Below are 17,828 nucleotides of genomic sequence, written 5' to 3' on the forward strand. Positions count from 1 at the left end.
GTATGCGAGTGCTCGCCGCGATGAGTGGTGGAGTCGATTCCGCGGTGGCGGCGGCGCGGGCCGTCGACGCCGGGCACGAGGTGGTCGGAGTGCATCTGGCACTGTCGACCGCACCCGGCGCCCTGCGCACCGGATCGCGCGGCTGCTGTTCGAAAGAGGACGCGGGCGACGCCCGCCGGGCGGCCGATGTTCTCGGGATCCCCTTCTACGTCTGGGACTTCGCGGATCGCTTCAAAGAGGACGTGATCGACGATTTCGTCGAGTCCTACGCGGCCGGTGAGACACCCAACCCCTGCCTGCGTTGTAACGAGAAGATCAAGTTCTCGGCTCTGGCCGATCGTGCCGTGGCGCTCGGCTTCGACGCGGTCGTCACCGGGCACTACGCCCGGCTGGCCGACGGTGTGCTGCGCCGGGCGGTGGACGCGGACAAGGACCAGTCCTATGTCCTGGCGGTGCTGACCGCCGAACAGTTGTCGCGGGCGATGTTCCCAGTGGGCGATACCCCGAAGCCGCAGATCCGGGCCGAAGCCGCCGACCGTGGTCTGGCCGTCGCCGACAAGCCGGACAGCCACGACATCTGCTTCATCCCCTCCGGGGACACCCGCGCCTTCCTCGGCGCCAAGATCGGTATCCGGCCCGGCGCCATCGTGGACTCCGCGGGTGCGGAACTGGGCCGGCACGAGGGCGTGCACGGGTTCACCATCGGACAGCGCAAGGGTCTGGGCCTGCCGGGCCCCGGCCCCGACGGCAAACCCCGCTACGTCACCGATATCGATCCGAACTCGGGCACGGTCCGAGTCGGGTCCGCCGACGATCTGCAGGTGTGGTCGATCGAGGCCGATCGGGCGGTCTGGACCAGCGGCGCGGCTCCCGAGGAGCCGATCGATTGTGTCGTGCAGGTCCGGGCGCACGGTGGAACCGCACCCGCGACCGCCGCGGCGGTGGGCGACGGGCTCACGGTACGGCTGCACGAACCGCTCAGCGGTGTCGCGCGGGGCCAGGCCGTGGTCCTGTACCGTCCCGAATCCGCCGGGGACGCGGTGCTCGGCAGCGGCACCATCACCGCGACCGCGCGCACTGCTCCGGCGGGCGCGTCACGATGATGTCGGCCGGATTTCCGGCCGGGGCGGCGACGGGGGTCGGGTCGTGGCCGGGGACCGATCCCCGGGAAGCCGCGGCCGTGATCGTGGGCGAACTGACCGAACTGCCGCATCTGGTGGAGCTGCCGGCCCGCGGGGTGGGCGCGGATATGGTCGGGCGCGCGTCGGCACTGCTTGTGGATATGCGCTTGGACACCACTCCGCGCGGATACCGACTGGCCGACCGACCCGGCTCGGCCTCACGACGCGCGAACGACCTGCTGCGCACCGATCTGGACGCGCTGCAGGAAGCCTGGGAGAACGCCGGACTGCGCGGAGCCGGGCGGACGGTGAAGGTCCAGGCCGCCGGGCCGCTGACACTCGCCGCCCAGGTGGAGCTGGCCGGTGGGCACCGGGTACTGACCGACCGGGGCGCTGTTCGGGATCTGGCGGAATCGCTGGCCGAGGGTTTGGCGACCCATATCGCGGAGGTCGCGGCGCGGCTCGAAGCCGAGGTCGTGCTGCAACTCGACGAACCGTCGCTGAGCGCGGTGCTGTCCGGTTCGCTACGCGGGGCGAGCGTGCTGAACACGATCGCGGCGGTACCGGAGCCCGAAGCGCTGGCGATCCTCGATACGGTGCTCGGACATCAGCGAGTGCCCGCGGTGGTGCACAGTTGTGCGAGCCCGCCGCCACTGGCCTTCCTGGGCCGCACCTCGGCGGTCGCGCTGGGGTTCGATCTCGCCACGGTCTCCGGCACCGCGGGCCTGGACGCACTGGGCGAGGCGCTGGACCACGGCAAACACCTGATCCTCGGACTCGTTCCCACCACCGCACCGGCCACCCCGGTGACGTGGCGTGAGATCGCCGAACCGGGCGCGCGCCTGGTCGATCGACTCGGATTTTCCCGCGCCGAACTGGCGCGACGGGTGACGGTCAGCCCCGCGTGCGGATTGGCCGGCGCCCCGGCGAGCTGGGCACGCGATGCCCTGCGTCTGGCCAACCAGACCGCGCAGGCCTTCGCGCAGGATCCGGAGTCGCTTGTCGCGGGGTGAGGCAGGTCGGTTCGGCGGCAATGTCCGGGCAACCGAGAAGCGCGCCGCGCGCGGAGCGGATATTTCCGTCAGCACGCCGTCATGGACATCCGCGTAACCGACGGCTGTCACGCTGAGGACCCGCCCGTTGCGGCGCGACCGAAAGGCTCGGTTCGGAGCTCCGCCGACCGTCCGAAGCTCGTCCGGGAGCGCCGGGAATACCGGGCGACGTGCGGTTACAGTGCTCCTGGGGTGTCGGTGGGCTGGACTACTGTGCGAGATGTGAGTGAGACCGTGAGCCCCACCGAACGGGACGACGCAGCCGGCGAAGCCGCCCCGCCCCCGGCCGCCGGCGAGGAACGGGTGCGCTGGCAGGAGCTCGCCGATACGGTGCGCGAGCATCAGTTCCGCTACTACGTGCGGGACGCGCCGATCGTCTCCGACGGTGAATTCGACGAACTCTTCCAGCAGTTGCTGGCGCTGGAGGAGCAGTACCCGGATCTGCGTACCCCGGATTCGCCGACACAGCTGGTGGGTGGTGGGTTCGCCACCGATTTCACGGCGGTGGACCATCTCGAGCGGATGCTCTCGCTGGACAACGCGTTCTCCGCCCCGGATATGCGGGCCTGGGCGGCCCGGGTCGAAGAGGAGACCGGGCCGGATCTGCACTATCTGTGCGAGGTGAAGATCGACGGGGTGGCGTTGAACCTGGTGTACCGCGACGGGAAACTGGAGCGCGGCGCGACCCGGGGCGACGGGCGGACCGGTGAGGACGTCACCCTCAACGCCCGCACCATCGAGGACGTCCCACGGGAGTTGAACGCCGATACCGAGTTCCCGATACCGGACCTGTTGGAAGTGCGCGGTGAGGTGTACTTCCGGCTGGAGGATTTCGAAACGCTGAACGCGGCCATCGTGGCCGAGGGCAAACCGCCCTACGCCAACCCGCGCAATACCGCGGCCGGGTCGCTGCGGCAGAAGGACCCGGCGGTCACCGCGCGGCGGCGGTTGCGGATGATCTGTCACGGACTCGGTCGTACCGAGGGGTTCACGCCCAGATCCCAGCACGACGCCTATCGGGCGCTGGCGGCGTGGGGTCTACCGGTCTCCGCGCACACCCGGCTGGTGCAGGGTGTCGACGCCGTACTCGAACGGATCTCCTACTGGGCCGAGCACCGCCACGATATCGAGCACGAGATCGACGGTCTGGTGGTGAAGGTCGACGAACTGGCGTTGCAGCGGCGGCTGGGTTCGACTTCGCGGGCACCGCGGTGGGCGATCGCCTACAAGTATCCGCCCGCGGAAGCCACCACGAAACTGCGTGATATCGCGGTGAACGTCGGCCGGACCGGCCGGGTGACCCCGTTCGCGGTGATGGAGCCGGTCACCATCGCCGGCTCGACCGTGTCCATGGCGACCCTGCACAACGCGGCCGAGGTCGTACGCAAGGGGGTGCTGATCGGGGATACGGTCACCATCCGTAAGGCCGGGGATGTGATCCCGGAGGTGCTGGGTCCGGTGGTGGACGCCCGCACCGGCGACGAGCGGGCCTTCGTGATGCCGACGCACTGCCCCGAATGCGGGACCGAACTCGCCTATGAGAAAGAGGGCGACGCCGATATCCGCTGCCCGAATCAGCGCACCTGCCCCGCGCAGTTGCGGGAGCGGGTGTTCCATGTGGCCGGTCGCGGCGCCTTCGATATCGAGGCGCTGGGGTACGAGGCGGCGGCCGCGCTGTTGAACGCCGGGGCGATCACCGACGAGGGCGATCTGTTCGATCTCGACGCCGACCGGTTGCGCGATGTCGCGCTGTTCGTCAACAAGAACGGCAGCCTCTCGGCGAACGGTAGCCGGCTGATCGGCAATCTCGCCGCCGCGAAGGATCGGCCGCTGTGGCGGGTGCTGGTCGGGCTGTCGATCCGGCATGTCGGGCCGACCGCCGCCCGGGCGCTGGCGGCCGAATTCGGCAGTCTGGAACGGATCGAACACGCGTCGCTGGACGAGCTGGCCGATGCAGAGGGGGTCGGGCCGACCATCGCCACCGCGGTCGCCGAATGGTTCGCCGTCGACTGGCATCGCGCCATCGTGGACAAATGGCGTGCGGCCGGGGTGCGGATGGAAGACGAACGCGACGAATCCATCCCGCGCACGCTGGAAGGCCTGTCCATCGTGGTGACCGGATCGCTGGAAGGTTTCTCGCGCGACGGTGCCAAGGAGGCGATCCTGTTGCGCGGCGGGAAGGCCGCCGGATCGGTCTCGAAGAAGACCGCGTTCGTGGTGATCGGCGACGCACCCGGTTCCAAGGCGGCCAAGGCCGAGGAACTGGGCGTTCCCATCCTGGACGAGGACGGTTTCCGAGTTCTGCTCGAATCCGGTCCGGAGGCGGTCCGGACGTCGGCCGCGGTGGCGGGCGAAGCGGAGGAGTAACGCGCGGCCGGGACACGACCGGGGAGTCCCGGTCCTGCGCCATCGGGACCGTACACGGCAGGATGGCGGAATGTTGCGCAGTTTTCGGGTGTCCAACCACAAATCGCTGGCCGATCTGCAGGAGTTGCGGTTGACCCGCGGCGCGGCCACGCCGGTGGCTGTGCCGGTGACCGCGATACACGGTGGTCCGGCCGCCGGTAAATCGAATCTGGTCGACGCCCTGAGGCATATGCGGGACGCGGTACTGAACTCGGTGACCGGCTGGGACCCCTACGCCGGTCCGGTGCGGTTCCCGCACCTGGCGCTGCCCGGGCAACCCACCGACTTCGAGGCGGTATTCGTCGCCGAAGGTATTCCCTACACCTATGGTTTCCGGTTGGACGCCGCCGATGTCGCGGCCGAATGGCTCTACTGCCATCCGCGGTCCCGTAAGCGGATCGTCTTCGAACGTGAGGGGGAGACCGTCCGGGTCGGGCCGATGTTCGAACCGGCGCGGTTCGGGATCACCGCGCTGGTACCGCTGGTGCGACCCAACGCGCTGCTGCTGAGTCTTGCGGGCCAGATGTATTCGGAGGCGCTGGTTCCGGCCTACCGATGGTTCGAGACCATGCTCGAGGTGCCGGCCGATACCGGTGATATCGAATCGACGGAGCTGCGATTGGGCTCGCATCTGTCGCGCTCCACCGAGAACGCCGCCCGCCTGCTGACCCTGCTGCAATCCGCGGATCTGGGGATCACCGATCTGCTCATCGCGCAGAACGATCCGGGCTACGCAGACTATCTGCGCGACCTCGACGCCGATATCGCCGTACTGGGCGAACAGATCGATCGGGCGGCCGGGTCGGCGGCCTATGCCGCGCAACTGGAACAGGACAGCGGTGTGAACGCCACTCAGCTCGGCCGCGAACTGACCAATATGCGCAATGCCCGCGACGCGCTCTACGCGCGCATGGTGGCGCGGCGCGGTGTCGGTCTGCGGCTGGTGCACACCGGTGTGGAGCCGGTTTTCACCCTCGCCGAGGAATCCTCGGCGACTCGGGCCCTGCTGCGGTTGCTACCGGTACTGCTCGACGCTCTCGACGCGGGGAAAGTGCTCGTGGTCGACGATATCGGTGCGCGATCGACGGTGGAGGAGACCGACCGTCTCGTGCAGCTGTTCCAGAACCCGGAAACCAATACGCGTGGTGCGCAACTGGTGTACACCACCGGGGACCGGGCGTTGGTGGATCGTGGTAACGGCCGTTCCGCGCGGACCCGCAGCAGTGTCTGGGCAGTCCGGCGCTCCGAGGCCGGTACCAGCACACTCACGGTGTCCTGAGTGTGCGGAACCCGGCCGTCGGCGGCGCGGCGGCCGGGTCACCGGTCTACTTGCTGGGTTCCGGAAGGGCACATCCCATCTTCGGGTTGAGGCCGACGTAGTTGAGCGGACCGGCCACCACGGTCACCGCCAGCGTCGCGAAGTGGGAGCACTGCTCCGGTGGATCATTGAAGTATCCCCGTTGCCACGCGGCGATGATCCCCGCCACGAACCAGACCAGTACTACGAGGCTTGCTATTCGGCTACCCATTGCACCTGCTCGAATCGAAGATTCCGGCATGACGTTCGCTTCCTTCCATGTCGGTGGATGTGAAATACCCCGTCCCGCACGACTCATGCGCGGGGTGTCCGGTCTCGCAGAAGTGATGGTTACCGGCGGCGAGGACCGAATTTTCATCGCCGCAGGGCTATTCGGGGCGTAGAAGTCACCGGGAGATCGCCGTACACGGTGGGCCCGTCACGGCGGGCCGCCCGGCCCGGGAACCGCCGCTGCCGAGAGTCTCGGCGACTGCGGTATCGCCGGGGCCTAGCATGGAGGAATGTTCGAACTGGCGATGCTGGCGATCATGGTGGCCGCACTCGCGGGAATGCTCGTCCTGGTGTTCCGGGGGCGGCGGGGTGGACGCATGCCCGCAGACGCGGAGATCGGTTCGCTCTACCTGACAGGGGTGAGCCCGCGACCGGAGGCATTGGGCGAACAGTTCGTCACCGTCACCGGGAATCTGTCCGGGCCGTCCGAGCCGGGGAAGGTGGTCTACGGGCGGATGGTCTGGGATGCCGCGTACTGGCCGTCGATCGGGGATACGCTCACCGTCGCCTACCCGCCGGGTAAACCGGACAGGTGGCGGATCCTGGAGCCGGGTACGCGGCAGTAGTCCCGGCGCGGAGCATGGACTTGCGAAGCATGGACTACTGCCCGATCGAAGACGGTCAGCCCAGGACGGTGGCGACGATCCCGGCGAGATAGCCCAGGCGCGCGATCTCCGAAGGGCGGAAATCCGGTCCGCCGGGACGGCCGAGCAGCAGGGCCTTACTGGACGGTCCCAGTGGTGCTGCCGCCAGTTTGGTATCCATATCGCGCCAGATCTCGGGGACCCAGCCGGCATTCCCGTCGAGGGCGATCGGTTTCTGCAGAGGCATCCATGGCACCGACGCCGCTTGGGTCTGCGGTGCGCTCGGACTGCCGACCACCCGGTAGGCGCCCTGGGCGCCCATATCGAGGACCGTGCTCCAGCCGACCCGGAGAACCCGCGGCGCACCGTCGACCAGCACCTGGAGCCGGTCGTCGCGGGCGTTGGCGACATTGTCGATGAGTTCGAGTTCCCGATGGGTGTCGAGCACCCCCGAGTAGGGCCGGATGGAATCGACACGCACGTCGCCGAGTGATTCCGCGGCGGTGATCAGGGTGTCGGGAAGTGCGTTCGGGGCGATTTCCACCACCAGATCGTCGACCGCGAATCCCGCGCCGCGCTCGACCACATCCAGTGAAAGGATGTCGGCGCCGACGGTTCCCAGGGCTACAGCTAGCGACCCGAGGCTTCCCGGACGATCCGGAAGTTGCACGCGGAGCAGATAAGACACGTGCGTTTCCCTTTCCTTCTGCGGCCGAGGCTATCAACGGATACCCGGTCTGCCCATCCTTACACCCATTGTCGAGGGTTATCGACTCGAATTGTGCGCGCCGCCGGGCCCGCACAGGTGGCGAATGGTGTGAAATGCGTAACTTTCTAATTGTCTGTGAGTTTGCGGGAGGTCTGCCACGACGCCGGGGGCAGGGTGCCGCGGACCGGTCCACCGAGTCTCGGTGGCCGCCCGCACGGGCTGCCGGGCGAGCCGGTCCGGCCACACCATTAGGCTGTTCGGTGCTTGTGATCCGCAGTCCACACTATCGCCGAAAGGAGTTCGCGGTGACCGCCATCTCCCGCGACGAGGTCGCACACCTCGCCCGGCTGTCCCGGCTCGCCCTGTCCGAGGACGAACTCGATCAGTTCGCCGGACAGCTGGATTCGATCCTCAGCCATGTGCGGACCATCTCCGAGGTGGCCGCCGCCGATGTTCCGGCCACTTCGTCGCCGGATCCGGTGACGAACGTGACCCGCGCCGACGAGGTACGTCCCGGGCTCACCCCGGGCCAGGCATTGTCCGGGGCACCCGCCGCCGAGGACCAGCGTTTCCTGGTCCCGCAGATCCTGGGAGAGGGCGAATGAGCGCGAGCGAACTGACCCGGCTCGGCGCGGCCGATCTCGCGGCCCGGATCCACGGCGGCGAGGTGTCCTCGGTGGAGGTGACCCGGGCGCATCTGGACCGGATCGCCGAGGTGGACGGCGAATACCATGCCTTCCTGCACGTCGCGGGGGAGCAGGCGCTCGCAGCCGCGGCTGAGGTGGACACCGCGCTCGCCGCCGGGAAAACGCCGGCCTCACCGCTGGCCGGGGTGCCGCTGGCTCTCAAGGACGTGTTCACCACGACCGATATGCCCACCACCTGCGCGTCGAAGATCCTCGAGGACTGGGTGGCGCCCTACGACGCCACCCTGACCACTCGTCTGCGCGCCGCCGGTATCCCGATTCTGGGCAAGACCAATATGGACGAGTTCGCGATGGGCTCGTCCACCGAGAACTCCGCGTACGGGCCCACCCGCAACCCGTGGGACACCACTCGTATCCCCGGTGGCTCCGGCGGCGGTTCGGCGGCGGCTCTCGCGTCTTACCAGGCGCCGCTGGCCATCGGTACCGACACCGGCGGTTCGATCCGGCAACCGGCCGCGGTCACCGCGACCGTCGGTACGAAACCCACCTACGGGACCGTATCCCGGTACGGACTCGTCGCCTGCGCGTCCTCGCTCGATCAGGGCGGTCCGTGCGGGCGGACGGTACTGGACACCGCGCTGCTGCACGAGGTGATCGCCGGACATGATCCGCGCGATTCCACCTCCCGCGATGTGGCGGTGCCGGCGGTGGTCGATGCCGCGCGCCTGGGCGCATCCGGTGATCTGCGCGGGGTGAAGATCGGCGTGGTCAAGGAACTGCATTCCGACAGCTATCAGCAGGGTGTGCTCGCGTCGTTCGATGCCGCTGTGGGTGTCCTGAAGGATCTCGGCGCCGAGGTGGTCGAGGTGTCCTGCCCGCATTTCGAATACGCGCTGGCCTCCTACTATCTGATCCTGCCCAGCGAGGTCTCGTCCAACCTGGCCCGTTTCGATGCCATGCGCTACGGCCTGCGGGTCGGCGACGACGGCAACCACAGCGCCGAGCAGGTCATGGCCGCGACCCGGGCCGCCGGATTCGGTCCGGAGGTCAAACGGCGGATCATGATCGGCACCTACGCCCTCTCGGCGGGGTACTACGACGAGTACTACGGTCAGGCGCTCAAGGTGCGTACTCTGATCGCGCGTGATTTCGACAAGGCCTACGAGCAGGTCGACGTGCTGGTCTCGCCGACGAGCCCGTTCACCCCGTGGAAGCTGGGTGAGAAGGTCGACGATCCGCTGGCCATGTACCTGTCGGACCTGTGCACCTTGCCCACCAACCTGGCCGGGCATCCGGCCATGTCGGTACCGTCCGGGCTGAGCGGGGACGACGGGATGCCGGTCGGTCTGCAGATCATGGCGCCCGCGCTGGCCGATGACCGGTTGTACCGGGTCGGGGCGGCCTACGAGGCGGCGCGCGGCGATATCGCCTGACGCGAACGTGGGCCCGCCGGTGAGTCGGCGGGTTCGGTGCGAAACATTCGATGGCGGTGATCCGGGACCGGGTCACCGCCATCGGTGTTCCTGCGCTGTGAGGTGCGTGCGGGGGCGGCCGGCCGCCGAGCCGGAACGGCCGTCGCCGTCGGCCTCGGATCAGTGCGAGTGCAGGCGCTCGGCTTTCCGCTCGACCGCAGTTGTCATTCCGGGGAATCCTCGTTCGAAGCCGCGGCCGAACAGCAGCCCGACCACGGGGGACAGCCAGCCGTCGAGTTCGAAATGGGACTCGTAGCGGGTGCGGTCACCGCTCAGCGGAGTCAGGGTGTGTACGCGTTTGCTACGGAGCGCGCAGAGCGGGATGGGCTTCATGGAGTAGCTGAACTCCTGACCCGGGGTCACACTGCGGATCCATTCGCGCATCCGGATCGGCCGGGGCGCGAGCTGCTGGACCGTCATATCGATCGGCGCGCCCACCGTGAGTTCGGCCCGGCATCGGCTGATGAACGGATTCCAGTCGCCGTACCGGTCGAAATCGGTGAGTACCGACCACAGCACCTCGGCGGGGGCGTCCACCTCGACCACATCGTCCACAACAAGCACATCCCCAAATTAGAACGTGTTTCACCTGGGGTCAACCGCGGTCAGCCGGAGCGCGTCGGCTGGGCCGGCGGGGTCGTCGGCGACAAATGCGGGCCCACCGGTAATGCCGGTTCGGCCGGGGCGCCCGTCACCCGGTTCACGAGACCGGGCAACCACCGAGCAGGCGGCAAGAACAGACCCGGTACCACCATCGGGCGGGGCAGACCCGGTACCACCGGGCGAGGTAGAGCCGGTATCACCGGGCGAGGTAGAGCCGGTACGCGTCCGGCTCGGACCGGCCCGGCCGGGACGGGGCCACCCGGGCCGGTGGTGCGCCGGATACGCCGATGCACCCGCCGGATACCGAAGACGAGTGCGACCAGCGCCGCCACCCCGAGTGCCGTCGCGCGCAACAACCACGGCCGGGTCGGATGCTCGGTCGCCGCATGGGCCGCCACCTGGCTGAACGTCTCCACCACCGGGACCCCGAAGTGTTGCCGCCGGGAATTCAGGTCCACCGCGGTCGCCGCGATTCCGGCCAGTGTCTCGCAGCGGGTGCGCACCACCGGTTCGGTATGCGTTTCACAGGCCCGATGCATCCTGGTGCTCAGGGTCCGGTCCAGCGCCTGGCGGGCCCACGGCCCGAGCGGGGCACCGGTGCGGTCAGCGTAACGGAGCAGGTCGTATCCCAGGTCGTGTGCCATACAGGCCGTTTCGAACTCGGGCGGCAACTCGACCGGGGACGAACAACTGCCGTCGGGGGCAACGAGCACTCCCTGCCGGACGACCGGCTCGTAACCGATATAGGTCACGAAATCCCGGGGTATGGCCCCCGCCGCGTCCGCCACCGTGTCACCCGAGGTCAGATCCACCACCGCCAGACCGGCGGGCGCCGCGACCGAACCGTCGATACCGACGGCCTCGGAAGTCGGCGCCGGCACTGCGGTGATCACCAGACCGAACAGTGCGGCGCCGGTGAACGCCGGCAGCGATACGCGCCGGAACCGGCGCCGCGGCCGGCGTGGGTGGTCATTACGGGGTGAAGCCATGGTGGGAAACCTTAAGCGGTAGATGGCTGTGGGTACGCACGGCAGGTATCGGTCCCGGTGCCCGGCGTCACCGGGACCGCCGCCCGCATCCGACCGGCAAACCGGCCGGGAAAGGGCGCCGCCGCCTACGCGGAGTCGCAGCCGGGGAGTGCTGTGCCCTGGTCGGTGTCGTAGCGGTGCCCGTGTCCCGGCGGTGCGCCGAGAGCGCCGAGCAGGTCCGCGGTGGTCTGCACGAAACTCGCCACGGGCAGCCAGGGCGGGGTCGGCGCGTCGGGGCGGGCGGCGGTGAGGTCCGGCGGCCGCCACAGCAGGTCGAGTGACCAGTGCACGACGGGATCGGAGGCATTGGCCAGTACCGCGGTCCGTGCGCCCGGTTCGGGGCCCCCGCCGCCGGGCATCCCGGCCCATAGCGCCGAGCACACCCGGCGATTCTGCTCGGCCGCGCCGGCGAACACCGCGCTACCGCCGATCGCGCCGAGGCTCTGGCCGTACAGATGCAGACGTGGCGGATCCGCCATGGTGGCGATGTGCTGTTCGACGGCGGCCAGCAGCACGCGCGCCGACGTCGACGCGGAGTCGCGGCCGAATACGAAAGTGGCCCAGCTCGGCGCGTAGGAATATTGCAACGCGACCACCGCGACGTCCCCGCCGAACCGCCCGCCGAAACCGCGCAGCGCCCGCGCGTCCACCCAGCCCGATCCGGTGGGTACCGCGATCACCAGATGGGCGCGGTCGAACCCGCCGGCCCGGTCCAGTTCCCGGACGGCCAGCGCGGCGCGCGCCGCCGGATCCGGCGCCGAGCGCAGCCCGACGTAGACCCGGACCGCGCCCGGCGGCCCGGCAGTGACGAATCGCTGTCCCTCACGTCCCAGCGTCGACCAGCCCACCATCGATTCGGCGCTGCCGGACCGGGTGACCGTGACCGGCCGGACCAGACCCGGGTCGGCGGTGGCGTTCGCGGCGGCATAGGTCCGGTCACCCCAGCTCACCGCGGCGGGCACCGCGAACAGCGCCATCGGCAGACCCGCGACCACGGCCATCACCAGGGCACGGGACCAACCGGCCCGCCGCAGCAACCGGCCGCACCCGCGGACGACCGTCACGATCACCGCGGACAGCAGGCTCGCGCCGAATGCCCACGACGCCCAGTACCCCGGTCCGGCCGGGGCGACATCCATGGCGGTCCGCAGCGTGTCCTGCCAGCGACCGGCGTAGACCACCGCGCCGAGGACACCGGCGGCAGCGGTCCCGCACACCACTGCGCGGGTTCGTACCGTCGTCCGGGGGATGCGGCCGGCGGTGTGCCGGACCACGAACCGGGCAGACCACGCGAAGCCCAGGGTCACGACCACGGTCAGCGCGGTGAGGACGGATTGCGCGGTGGCGGTTCGGGGTAGCAGACCGGGTGCCAGCGAGACCATCGTCCCCGCGGTGACGGCGAGGGTGATCCCTACGGGTGGCAGGTGCCCCGGCCACCGGGACCGGATGGCGGCAGCGAGCCGGGTACGCATTCGGGATCGCGCCGTCACCGGGCCGGGCGCGGTGGCAGTGACGCTGTCAGGCATGGGAACCCCCGGGGATCGTGGCGAACGAGAGGAGCGGACGCCGTGCCGACGGGAGCAGCGGTGCGGCCACCGGACCGCGCAGCAGTACGAGCAAGGCGAGGGCGAGCAGGAGCAGGCCGCAGAGCCGCGGTAGCCACCCGGTGACGGTGTCGGCCAGCGGGAAATCCTCGACGACCGGCACGCCGTAGTCCTGGCGCATCGAGTTGAGAGCGACGGCGGCCGCGGCCACCTCGGCCATCGCGGCGCAACGGGTGCGGGGTAGTGGATCGGGCCGCCCGCCGCAGGCAGTGCGCATCCGTTCGGCGAGCGCGTGGTCCAGGTCTCGCCGGGCCCACGGGCCGAGCGGGGCGCCGGTGTGGTCGGCGTAACGCAGCAGGTCGTAGCCGAGGTCGTGGGCTTTGCAGGCACTGTCGAACTCGGCAGGTAGCGGCACCGGGGAGGAACACGAACCGTGCGGGGCGACCAGCATTCCGTCCGCGCGGGCCGGGATGTATCCGGCGACGGCCCGGAAATCCGCCGGGATCTCGGCACTCGTTCCCGGTGCGGTGAGCGCCCGTACCGCGGCCGCGGCGGGGGCGGGCCGATGCGCCGGCCCGGCGGCGTCGGCGGCGGGCGCCGGCAACAGCGATACGGCCGCGGCGAGCCCGGCAGCGGTGATCGCCGCGCGCCGCGCGGTCTGCAGTGACGTCCGGGCCCGGTGGCGCACGGCATTGTTCGAGACAGCCATGTCCGAGGACGTTATGAACGGGAGACGGCCGCAGCCGTCCCGCTCAGGAGGGGTTTCGGCCCCCGCCCCGGAACCTACCGCGGTAGGGGCCCACCCCTGGGGTACCGACCGTAATTCACCCCACGGTATGAGGTGCGCCGGGCTCGGAGTTCCTAGTGTCGTGGGAATGAACGACACGAGCATCGCGAAGCCGGTGGGCCGGCGGCCGGGCATCTGGGGCCTGATCGTCCGGCCGGGGCTGCGCTGGTGGCTCGACGCCGCCTCGGTCCTCACAGCGGTGACACTGTTCTCGGTGGCGTGGCCGACCCTGCATCTCACCCACGATGTGCCCTGGCCGATCGCACCGCTGATCGCGGCGTTCGCCGCGCTCCCGGTTCTGCTGATGCGGGTGAACGCGCTACTCGGCTGGGCGGTATCGGCGGCGTCGGCGCTTTTCATCGCGCTGGCCGTTCCGAATCTGCCCGGTGAGGAGATCCCGTTCCAGGTGGTGCATATCGTCGCGCTGTACTTCCTGGTGTTCGCGGTGTCCTTGCGCTCGCCGCTCCAACTGGTGGCGGTGGTGTGGGGCGCCACCGCGCTGCTGCTGGGCGCGGGGCTGGGGGCCGAGGGCATCGACGCCGATCCGTGGGCCTGGCCGGTATCGCTGGGCGGGCTGGTCTTCGTCGCGCTGCTGGTGCGGTCGCTGATCCGCTCGCGGTCCGAACTGAACCGGCAGACCGAACTGAGCGATCTGGAACGGGCGCGCCGCACCATCCTCGAGGAGAAGGCGCGGATCGCACGTGACCTGCACGATGTGGTCGCCCACCATATGTCGCTGGTCGTCGTTCAGGCGCAGACCGCGCCCTACCGGGTGGAGGGCGTCAACGACGCGGCGCGCGCGGAATTCGAATCGATCGGGGCCACCGCCCGTGAGGCGCTCAACGAGATCCGCGGCCTGCTGGGGGTGTTGCGCAGCGACGGTCAGCTGGCCGAGCACACGCCCCAGCCGACCGCCACCGACCTGGAGGCGTTGTTCGTCGGCGCGGCTCGCGCCGGAGTGGACCTCACTTGGTCGGTCGAGGGGACCCTGGCCGCGGTCTCGGATACCGTCGGTTCCGCGCTGTACCGGATCGTCCAGGAATCACTGGCCAACACCGGGCGGCACGCCCCTGGCGCGCCGGTGCGCGTGACGATCGCCTGTGCCGGAGACATCGAACTCATCGTGGCCAACAGCGCGGGCACCGGCGCGGTAACCGGAGGTTCGGGCGGGCACGGTATCCCGGGAATGCAGGCGCGTGCGCTCGCGGTCGGCGGCCGGCTCGACGCCGCTCCCACCTCCGACGGGGGTTTCCGCGTTCACGCACGCCTGCCGCTCACACCGGCCGCGGAATCGACGCTGCCGCTCGCCGCAGCTTCGGTCGTCCGCTGACCTGCACCGGCGCCCCGGCGCCGGTGCCGGAGACCACCACCGAAGACGCCGGCTCCGGTGTGGAACTCCACGGACCGGCGCTCGACGCACTCAGGTTTCGATCGGGAATTAAGCTGGGCCCGTGGCAATAACCGTGTTGATCGCCGACGATCAGGCCATGGTGCGGCAGGGCTTCGGCGCATTGCTCGCCGCCCAACCCGATATCAGCGTGGTCGGCGACGCGCCCAACGGAAAAGTGGCGGTCGCCGAATCGGCGCGGTTGCGGCCCGATGTGGTGCTGATGGATGTTCGTATGCCGGAGATGAACGGGCTGGACGCCGCACGTTCGATCCTGGGCGCCGGGTTCGATCCGCCGGTGCGTGTGCTCATGCTCACCACCTTCGATATCGACGACTACGTGTACGAGGCGCTCGGGATCGGCGCCAGTGGGTTCCTGCTCAAGGACGCCCCGGCCGAGGAACTGGTGCGGGCGGTGCGGGTGGTCGCCGCGGGGGAGGCACTGCTCGCGCCGACCGTCACCCGCCGGCTCATCGCGGAAGTGACCACTCGTCGTGCCGCGCGGCGCGCTCCGGCACCCGCACTGGCCTCGCTGACCCCGCGCGAGCGCGAGATCCTGGAACTCGTCGCCCGCGGTATGTCGAATACCGAAATCGCCACAGCGTTGTTCATTGCCGAACAGACGGTGAAAACACATGTGTCCAAGGTCTTCACCAAATTGGATCTGCGCGACCGCGCGCAGGCGGTGGTCCTGGCCTACGAATCCGGGTTGGTCACCCCCGGCTGAACGGACTGCCGGGCATTCCATGATGTGCTCTGATTCCCGTTGTCACGGGGGAAATGGCGGGCTGTGCCCGGTAGGCTCACGAGTCTGTCGGTCGCCTGAAGGGGGTCGTGTTGCTCAACAACGGTGACGTGTTCGCCGGGTTCATCGTCGAGCGGTTGCTCGGTGAAGGCGGAATGGGCGCCGTATATCTGGCCCGGCATCCCCGGCTGGGGAAACAGACCGCGTTGAAGCTGCTCAAGCCGGAATTGTTCGCCGACGACGCGATTCGCACGCGGTTCGAGCGGGAAGCCGATCTCGCCGCCGCCCTCGACCATCCGAGCATCGTCACGGTGTACGACCGCGGCGCCGAGGGCGACCATCTGTGGATGTGCATGCAGTACATCGACGGTGCCGACGCCGGTACGGTCAATCCACTGGCGCTGGCACCGGAGAAAGCGGTGCAGATCATCGCCGGTGTGGCCGACGCGCTCGATTACGCGCACGGTATGGGGGTTCTGCATCGCGATGTGAAACCGTCCAATATTCTGCTCGCCCGCGCCAATCCCGGGCAGGGTGAACGCGTTTTCCTCACCGATTTCGGGCTGGCCCGATTGCGCGCGGAAACGGTCCGGTTGACCCAGACCGGTATGTTCACCGCCACCCTCGCGTTCGCCTCGCCGGAACAGATGACCGGTGGCGACATGGACGGTCGTTCGGATCAGTATTCGCTGGCCTGCGCGCTGTATTGGCTGCTCACCGGAATGGCACCGTTCGATTCGCCCAATCCCGCCGATATCATCCACGGCAATCTGCAGCTGCCGCCGCCCCCGCTCGCGGTGAAACGACGTGGCCTGCCACCGGGATTGGATCCGGTACTGGCGAAGGCGATGGCCAAGAATCCGGCCCACCGATATCGCACCTGTGTCGAGTTCGCGAAGGCGGCCGCACAGGCGCTCACCGCACCGGCACCCACTCAGACCTATTCGCCGCCGACCGAGGCGAGCGGCCCGGGCCCGGTGTATCCGGGTGCGGCGGGTGGTTATCCGGCCGTCGCACCCGGATCCCCGCCGCCACCCGCAGGGCCGCCACCGGGCGCATACGCAGGCGTGACCGGAGGCTATACCGGCAGCGGGTATCCGGGTGCGCCGAGCCGGTCGGCCGGTGGTGCCGGGCCGGCCGTGGAACGGACGGGTGCTGCGAGTGTCGCGCCGGTCGGGGCGACCGTCGGCCCGGGGGATATCGCGCACACCGGAGCCCAGCCGGTCGTGGCATCCGGGGCCCCGACCCGGCCCGGGCCGGGGGTGGAACAGACCGGGACGTCCGGGGTGGTGCAGGGCGTGGGGGTCGAGCAGGCCGGGGGGACCCCGGCGCCGCGGCATCCGGCGCCGGGGCAGTACCAGGGCTACCATCCGGTGCCGGGCGCGCAGTTGCGGAAGCACAGCCGGGCGCCGTGGATCGCGGTGGCGATCCTGGTCCCGCTCATCGTGCTGGCCGTGATCGTGGCGGCCGTCCTGGTGATCGTGGGTAACCACGATTCCGCTTCGGACAGCGCACCCGCCGCGACGCGACCCTCGACCCTCGAGCGGGGCTCGGCCGGTACCTCCGGCGCGGGCGAATCCGGTACCGGCGAGCAGGCGGGTGGTGAACCCGGTGATCGGACCCGGCGATTGTTCTCCACGTTGCTACCGCAGGGGTCGGAGCTGGACGGGTTCGGTTACCAGGAAGCGATGTGCAGCCGGTACGAGCCGGGCGACCGGATTCCGATCCTGGAGGTCGTCCCGGTGTTCGACGATGTCCTGGAAACCCGTCCGTGGGAATCGATCTGGGATTGCCGGCAGCGGTCGTTGGAAGCCACCCAGCTCGATTACACGATCATCACCTACCCCGGTGTCGAGGACACCATGGAGGTGATCGAGAGTCTGCCCCCGCATGATTCGGTCTCCGGTGCCAAGAGCGGAGAACCGTATACCGCCCATCTGTGGGAGGAGCCCGGAGATCGCGGCCGGTCCACCGCGAACATGGTGGTGGGCTTCGGTTCCCGGACCGACTCGCCCCGCAGCAATTCGCTATTGTTCGTACGTTACTGGGGTACCGAGGCCCGCAACGATATCGAACAGTGGTGGTCGGACGCCCCGCTGTGAACCCAGTCGCCACCCGTGTCTTTCCACGGATGTTCGTCTTTCCACGGATGTTC

16 protein-coding genes are annotated in these 17,828 nt (G+C 69.4%); 10 read left to right on the plus strand and 6 right to left on the minus strand.

The genetic code is table 11. From position 1 onward, the window contains the following. Nucleotides 1-2 precede the first annotated feature (2 nt). From mnmA to OG405_RS04080, 4 genes are all read left to right on the plus strand, one after another. Nucleotides 3-1,103 carry a tRNA 2-thiouridine(34) synthase MnmA gene (mnmA, locus tag OG405_RS04065; RefSeq protein WP_327150303.1) on the plus strand — a complete coding sequence of 367 codons (1,101 nt, stop codon included), beginning with the start codon at nt 3-5 and terminating at the stop codon, nt 1,101-1,103. After that, complete coding sequence (locus OG405_RS04070) at nt 1,103-2,134, plus strand: methionine synthase (protein WP_327152195.1); 1,032 nt, start codon at nt 1,103-1,105, stop codon at nt 2,132-2,134. The genes mnmA and OG405_RS04070 overlap by 1 nt, the downstream gene beginning before the upstream one ends. Nucleotides 2,135-2,395: 261 nt before the next feature. Next, the gene (ligA, locus tag OG405_RS04075; protein ID WP_327150304.1) at nt 2,396-4,540 is read left to right on the plus strand and encodes an NAD-dependent DNA ligase LigA; all 2,145 of its coding nucleotides are present in this window, start codon (nt 2,396-2,398) and stop codon (nt 4,538-4,540) included. Nucleotides 4,541-4,610: 70 nt separating this feature from the next. Then, entirely contained in the window at nt 4,611-5,858 is a 1,248-nt protein-coding gene (locus OG405_RS04080) for an AAA family ATPase (protein WP_327150305.1), read from the plus strand. Nucleotides 5,859-5,904: 46 nt separating this feature from the next. On the opposite strand, the gene OG405_RS04085 is transcribed toward OG405_RS04080, so the two are convergent. Next, nucleotides 5,905-6,108 (minus strand): hypothetical protein, encoded by a 204-nt coding sequence (locus OG405_RS04085; protein ID WP_327150306.1) that lies wholly within the window; start codon nt 6,106-6,108, stop codon nt 5,905-5,907. Between the two features lie 289 nt (nt 6,109-6,397). Between OG405_RS04085 and OG405_RS04090 the strand changes: the two genes are divergently transcribed. Then, nucleotides 6,398-6,733: a hypothetical protein gene (locus OG405_RS04090; RefSeq protein ID WP_327150307.1), complete on the plus strand. Its 336-nt coding sequence runs from the start codon at nt 6,398-6,400 to the stop codon at nt 6,731-6,733. 55 nt (nt 6,734-6,788) lie between these two features. Here OG405_RS04090 and OG405_RS04095 read toward each other — a convergent pair whose 3' ends face one another. Beyond that, nucleotides 6,789-7,439, minus strand: coding sequence for an amino acid-binding protein (locus OG405_RS04095; protein ID WP_327150308.1), 651 nt, complete (start codon nt 7,437-7,439; stop codon nt 6,789-6,791). Nucleotides 7,440-7,765: 326 nt separating this feature from the next. Between OG405_RS04095 and gatC the strand changes: the two genes are divergently transcribed. Together gatC and gatA are read left to right on the plus strand one after the other, a co-directional pair. Continuing rightward, nucleotides 7,766-8,065 (plus strand): Asp-tRNA(Asn)/Glu-tRNA(Gln) amidotransferase subunit GatC, encoded by a 300-nt coding sequence (gatC, locus tag OG405_RS04100; protein WP_327150309.1) that lies wholly within the window; start codon nt 7,766-7,768, stop codon nt 8,063-8,065. After that, the gene (gatA, locus tag OG405_RS04105) at nt 8,062-9,540 is read left to right on the plus strand and encodes an Asp-tRNA(Asn)/Glu-tRNA(Gln) amidotransferase subunit GatA (protein WP_327150310.1); all 1,479 of its coding nucleotides are present in this window, start codon (nt 8,062-8,064) and stop codon (nt 9,538-9,540) included. The genes gatC and gatA overlap by 4 nt, the downstream gene beginning before the upstream one ends. Nucleotides 9,541-9,699: 159 nt before the next feature. On the opposite strand, the gene OG405_RS04110 is transcribed toward gatA, so the two are convergent. From OG405_RS04110 to OG405_RS04125, 4 genes are all read right to left on the minus strand, one after another. Next, nucleotides 9,700-10,143: an SRPBCC domain-containing protein gene (locus OG405_RS04110; RefSeq protein ID WP_327150311.1), complete on the minus strand. Its 444-nt coding sequence runs from the start codon at nt 10,141-10,143 to the stop codon at nt 9,700-9,702. Between the two features lie 41 nt (nt 10,144-10,184). Further along, entirely contained in the window at nt 10,185-11,171 is a 987-nt protein-coding gene (locus tag OG405_RS04115) for a hypothetical protein (protein WP_327150312.1), read from the minus strand. A gap of 125 nt (nt 11,172-11,296) precedes the next feature. Continuing rightward, nucleotides 11,297-12,736, minus strand: coding sequence for an alpha/beta-hydrolase family protein (locus OG405_RS04120; protein WP_327150313.1), 1,440 nt, complete (start codon nt 12,734-12,736; stop codon nt 11,297-11,299). Then, nucleotides 12,729-13,463 carry a hypothetical protein gene (locus OG405_RS04125; RefSeq protein WP_327150314.1) on the minus strand — a complete coding sequence of 245 codons (735 nt, stop codon included), beginning with the start codon at nt 13,461-13,463 and terminating at the stop codon, nt 12,729-12,731. The genes OG405_RS04120 and OG405_RS04125 overlap by 8 nt, the downstream gene beginning before the upstream one ends. Nucleotides 13,464-13,629: 166 nt before the next feature. On the opposite strand from OG405_RS04125, the gene OG405_RS04130 reads away from it, so the two are divergent. From OG405_RS04130 to OG405_RS04140, 3 genes are all read left to right on the plus strand, one after another. Then, entirely contained in the window at nt 13,630-14,871 is a 1,242-nt protein-coding gene (locus OG405_RS04130) for a sensor histidine kinase (protein WP_327150315.1), read from the plus strand. 121 nt (nt 14,872-14,992) lie between these two features. Next, nucleotides 14,993-15,655, plus strand: coding sequence for a response regulator (locus tag OG405_RS04135; protein WP_039825978.1), 663 nt, complete (start codon nt 14,993-14,995; stop codon nt 15,653-15,655). A gap of 107 nt (nt 15,656-15,762) precedes the next feature. Continuing rightward, nucleotides 15,763-17,775, plus strand: coding sequence for a serine/threonine-protein kinase (locus tag OG405_RS04140; RefSeq protein ID WP_327150316.1), 2,013 nt, complete (start codon nt 15,763-15,765; stop codon nt 17,773-17,775). Nucleotides 17,776-17,828 lie beyond the last annotated feature (53 nt).

It is taken from the genome of Nocardia sp. NBC_01329, from assembly GCF_035956715.1.
GTDB lineage: Bacteria > Actinomycetota > Actinomycetes > Mycobacteriales > Mycobacteriaceae > Nocardia.